3 protein-coding genes are annotated in these 5,499 nt (G+C 26.4%); all 3 read left to right on the top strand.

The genetic code is table 4. The annotated features are described in order from the left end of the window. The first annotated feature begins 260 nt into the window (after positions 1 to 260). Positions 261 to 3,083, top strand: a complete 2,823-nt coding sequence (locus D9R21_RS04100; RefSeq protein WP_126821212.1) for a cation-translocating P-type ATPase — start codon at positions 261 to 263, stop codon at positions 3,081 to 3,083. 250 nt (positions 3,084 to 3,333) lie between these two features. Further along, entirely contained in the window at positions 3,334 to 4,347 is a 1,014-nt protein-coding gene (locus D9R21_RS04095) for a hypothetical protein (RefSeq protein WP_126821211.1), read from the top strand. A 176-nt stretch (positions 4,348 to 4,523) separates the two neighbouring features. Further along, positions 4,524 to 5,300, top strand: coding sequence for a hypothetical protein (locus tag D9R21_RS04090; protein ID WP_126821210.1), 777 nt, complete (start codon positions 4,524 to 4,526; stop codon positions 5,298 to 5,300). Positions 5,301 to 5,499 lie beyond the last annotated feature (199 nt).

Genomic DNA, 5,499 nt, shown 5'->3' with positions numbered 1-5,499 from the left:
TCAGAAAAAACCTATTTTATTAAGTGTAAAAGATACTATCTAACGATTAATCCAATAAATATAAGTATTTTTACAAAATAAAAAGCACTTTATTTTTTTTCAATAAAGTGCTACATTTGCATTTACAATTTACAATCAATAAAAATAAATAATTTTATTTACAAAAAAATTCATGATTAAGAAGTAAAAATAACTTTTTTAAAATAAAATTTTTAAGGTATAATAATTAACAACACAGTAAAATAGAAAGGTCATTAGTGATGGAAGAATACATATCCCAGAATAATAGCAACTTAGAAACTAATTTAAAAACTAATTTTGAAACGGGTTTAACTTCAGAAGAAGTAATTGCTCGGCAAAAACAATATGGAAAAAATGAATTACCAAAAAGTAAAGTAACCCCATGATATGTTATTTTTGGCAAAGCCTTAATTGAACCAATCCAATTAATTTTAATTGCAGCAGCTGTAATTTCAGTAATTGCGCCAATGATTGGAAATAATTGACAAATTCAGGACGAATATTTTATTGATTTTTCAGTAATTGCAGCAATTGTTATCCTTGATGCAATTTTAGAAACAATCCAAACAGTAAAAGCACGGAAATCAATGGCCGCTTTAAAATCTTTATCAAAACCAAAAGCGGTCGTAATTCGAAATAATTCTCAGCAAGAAATTCCAGCCAATGAATTAACAGTTGGTGATATTGTTATTTTAGAAGCAGGAAAATATGTTCCAGCGGAATTACGCATTATTGAACAATCTGATGTATTTATTGATGAAGCAATTTTAACGGGGGAAAGTGTTCCTGTTCATAAAACAGCTTACCCAATTGAACCAACAACAATTTTGGCAGAAATGAAAAATATTGCTTTCATGTCAACTTTTATTACAGCTGGGCGAAAAATTGGTGTAGTTATTAAGGTTGGTCAACAAACAGAAATTGGAAAAATTGCAACAACAATTAATGAAACAGAAGAAACTGCTACAAATTTAGAAAAAAAACTAACAAAGTTTTCGTATTGAATTGCAGGCTTAAGTTTTATTATTGCTATTGTTATTTTTTTAGCATTATACTTTAATGGTAATAAAAGTGGATGAACTAATTATTTAATGGTAGCAATTACTTTAGCAATTGGGGTGATTCCAGAATCATTAGCAGCAGTTGTTTCGATTACTTTATCATTTTCAACCAAACGAATGGCAAAACAAAATGTGATTGTCAAAAAACTTGCTAGTATGGAAACATTAGGAAGTGTCAATGTTATTTGTACTGATAAAACAGGAACTTTAACACAAAATAAAATGACAGTTAAAAAAGTAATGATGAATAATGCTGTAATTAATGCTGACGAATACGTTAATAGTAGTCTGGATCAGCACCAAGATTTATTTTTAAAAGCATTAGTTTTATGTAATGATAGTGTTACTGAAGATAAAGAACGGATTGGTGATCCAACAGAATTAGCATTAGTTGATTATGCTGAATTATTTGCTTATGATGAGCAAGATTCACGTGATAAATGAGAACGAATTGATGAAGTTCCTTTTGATTCTGAACGGAAATTAATGTCAACTTTAAATGTGATTGAAGGGGTTAGTACAACTTTTACAAAAGGTGCATTGGATAGTTTATTAGAACGTTGTGATCGCATTATGATTCAGAATGAAATTTTAACATTAACAAAAAAAGATAAAGCATTGTTGTTAAAGTTAGCAGATGATTTATCAGCGCAAGCATTACGGGTATTAGCTTTTGCTTATAATACTAATTTTGCTGATGAACAAGACCCCGAGGCGTTAGAAAAAAATTTAATTTTTTTAGGAGCTGTTGGTATGATTGACCCTGTTCGTCAATCTGCTATTGAAGCAGTAAAAAAAGCACATGCTGCTGGAATTAAAGTTGTTATGATTACTGGTGATCATGCAACAACTGCTCTAGCAATTGCAAAAGAATTAGACTTAGCTTATTCAGAATATGAAGTAATTTCTTCAGAGCAGTTAAATGCAATGACAGATAAGCAATTAATTCGAATTGTTGATAATATTAAAGTATTTGCACGAGTTAATCCTGAACATAAAGTTCGGATTGTTAATATTTTACAGCAGAAAGATTATCTTGTGTCAATGACAGGAGATGGGGTTAATGATGCTCCAAGTTTAGTAAAAGCTGATGTTGGGGTAGCAATGGGAATTACTGGAACAGATGTTGCAAAACAAGCAGCTGATGTTATTTTAACGGATGATAATTTTGAAACAATTATTAAAGGGGTTAATGAAGGCCGTAATGTTTATCAAAAAATTTGCCGAGCAATTACGTTTGTGATTGGAGTTAATTTAGCAAATGTTTTATCAATTTTTATTTTATCCTTAATTAACCATGTTTCACCAGTTGAAGCAACTGATATTTTATGAATGAATTTAGTTATTGAATCAATTTTAGCAATTTGTATTGGAATGGCTGATAATGATGATATATTAATGACAATTAAACCGGTGCAAGGGAAGAATCCCTTATTTCGAAATATTTGAGGACCAATGATTCGCATTACAATTTTAACAACAAGTGTTTGTGTTGGCGCTTATTATTTTGGAATGAGTTTTGTTCCAACTCAAGCATACGAAGCTTATGGTTATCAAACAGTTTTTTATTTTTTACGAAGTAGTGATCCTAATATTACAATTGAAATGAAATTGCAAATTTCTGATATTGGTCGAACAGGAATTTTTATTGCTTTAACTTGTGCACCAATTATGTTTGTTAATACTGTTACTTTAACAAATTGAAAAATAAAACAACGTTTTACTCCAATTATTAATCGACCATTAATTTATGCCGCAATAGGAGCAGTTTTATTAAATATTGTTATTTTGTTTATTCCTTGAATTAATAATAAAGTACTAAACTTAAATGATTTAGAAGTTTATAATTTAAATAATTGATATTTTATTCCTTCTTGTTTAGCAATGGCAATGATTCCTGTCACAATTATTGTGATAACTGACGCTTGTCATTTTTGATGACATCATGGGTTAAAACAATACTTACGAAAACTTGGTAAAATTAAAATAAGAAAGTTATAAAGGAATAATTGTATTACAAATAATTTTTAGGAAATATTATATTGAGCAATTAAGTTGTTAAAGGCACGAGGGTGCTTTTTTTTTATTTTTTATTATTATTCAATATAATAATAAGTATCTTAGATTTCAAAAGATGAAGTTAATGAACAAGATTTACTAATGTTTGCTAAATTAATAATGGATTTTTGAAATTATTATAAGTTAATACTTATAAAATTTGATATAATAAACAGGACTATAAGGAGAAAATATGGCTATTGAAAAAACAAAAGATAAAAACTTAAATCAAAAAGAAAATCAGTTATTAAATAAAAAAATAAATTCTTACACATTAGAAAAGTTAATTCGTCATAGTAATAAAGGTAAGGTTGAACCAGCAAATAAAATGATTGCTGAATATTATGCTCGTCGTGATAAAGAAATGCAAGCAGCAAAAGTTCGCCGTGAACAAGCTAACCGTGGTGGAATTTATAACTTTAGTCTGGCAAAATATGATAATTTTTTTAAAACAGTTAATACAACAAATAAAGAATTAACAAAACAATATAATTTACATACTGCTAATCTTAAAAGTGAAAAAGTGTTACCAATTGATCGTTTTTCACCGCAATATTTAGCAAAGCAAAATAAGATAGGTATTAAAAAAGAAAACGATAATCGTCCGGTAATTGATTTGTTTGATGAAAATAATAATGAAAAACAACCAGCAATTATTGTTTATGATCCAGTAAAAGGGATATATGTGATGCAAGAACCAAAATTAGGGCGAAAAGAAACATCAAGTTCTGAAACAAGTCTTGCTGGAAAACTAAAACAGCAAACTATTTCTCGTAAGAGTGGAAATATTAGTAAAAAGAAAGCAATTGAAGAAAATATTTCTAATGATATAACAAAAGATCATACGATAATCTCTAATCGTAGACGCGGTTATTCTGATACAAATAGTATTGATCCAAGTAAAAAATTAAATGTTTTAAGTCAAATACAAGAACAAACGGATGAAACTGAAATCTTTAAGCAGAAATTAGAAGTTAATAAGCCTTTAAGTAAAAATTCACAAAAAGAAAAATCCGAACAAAAGTTTAGTAAAAAACAATTTTTACATGACTTAGAAGCAAATCAAAAAAAAGAAAATATTAATTTACCAAATTATTATCAAACAAATTATTCACCTAAAAAAGGTTTTTCTTCTTTTTGCAGTAAAGTTTTAGATTTTTTTAAAATCACAAAATGAATTAATAAATCAAAACGATGAAATAAGTAGTATTTATAGTTTACTAATTATTTTTTTTAATTAACATGAAAAAGTATTTAAAACTTAAAGCATTAAAAATAATCTTAAAAAATAAAATTAGAGTACCATTATTTTTTTAGGAAGTATGATAAGATAAAAATAGTATTAACTTATTATCTTAATTATTTAAGAAGTGAGGAAAATTAATGGTTATTTTTGAAAATATTTGAAAATTCTTAGCAAATTATTGAGAAGCTTTTATTGCAATTTCATCGCTTATTGCAATGATTACTTTAGGAATGATATCTTTTCGAGTTCAAATGAAAAATTATCAAAAAAATTTAACACGATTAATTAAACGTGATAATCGGCGTTTTAAGAAAAAAGTTCTTGGAACAGGAATAAAAAGTGATAGTATTATTTTTAAAAGTTATATTCGTGCGAAAATGATTTTTATTTTAAATGATGAAGGAGAAAATGTTAAAAGTCAAAATTATTATGTTTCTTTTCGGAATTATAAGTTAATTAAATTAATTTTTCGTAGTATTAATCATCATTTAAAAAAATTTAATTATATTTTAAAATTAATAAAAAAATATCGTATTACTTTAAAAAATATTGAAATTAATAAAAAATCAAAGTTACCAGAAAGTTTTGAATTATATCCTGATTTACCAGAAAATAAAAATTTAGTAACAACTGGTAATAAAGCATATTATCTTAATAGTATTTATGATGCTGAAGGAAATTTAATGGTTCAAAATCAAGTAACGGAAGAAACCATTTGAGGTCAATATAAATTCTTTTTAAACCATGATCGTGATGATATGATTATTACTGTGGTAATTAAAACTAATAAAATTAAAGATGTTAGTCATCTTGCTACAAAAGACCAAAAAATTTTTTTCTCTGTTAATACTGCAGAGAAAAAAAGAACAATTAAAGCAACTTTTAAAAATATGAGAAAATATAATTATTTATAACAATGAATAAAAGTAAAGAGGTATTAGACTGCACCCCAAAAAGTAAGTAAAATTAAAAAAGAACTTTACTAAACTTTTAGAGGAGGTGCATTTTTATATGGCAAGAAAAGGACAAAAATTTAATAAATATACAGCAGATTTTAGAAAAATGATAGTACAAGAAGTTAAAAATAATAAGATAAGTTTTATTGCTCAAAAA

Source organism: Spiroplasma endosymbiont of Megaselia nigra (genome assembly GCF_003987485.1).
GTDB lineage: Bacteria > Bacillota_I > Bacilli_A > Mycoplasmatales > Mycoplasmataceae > Spiroplasma.
The sequence above is the reverse complement of the archived record's forward strand: the minus strand, read 5'-3'. Positions and strand labels throughout refer to the sequence as shown.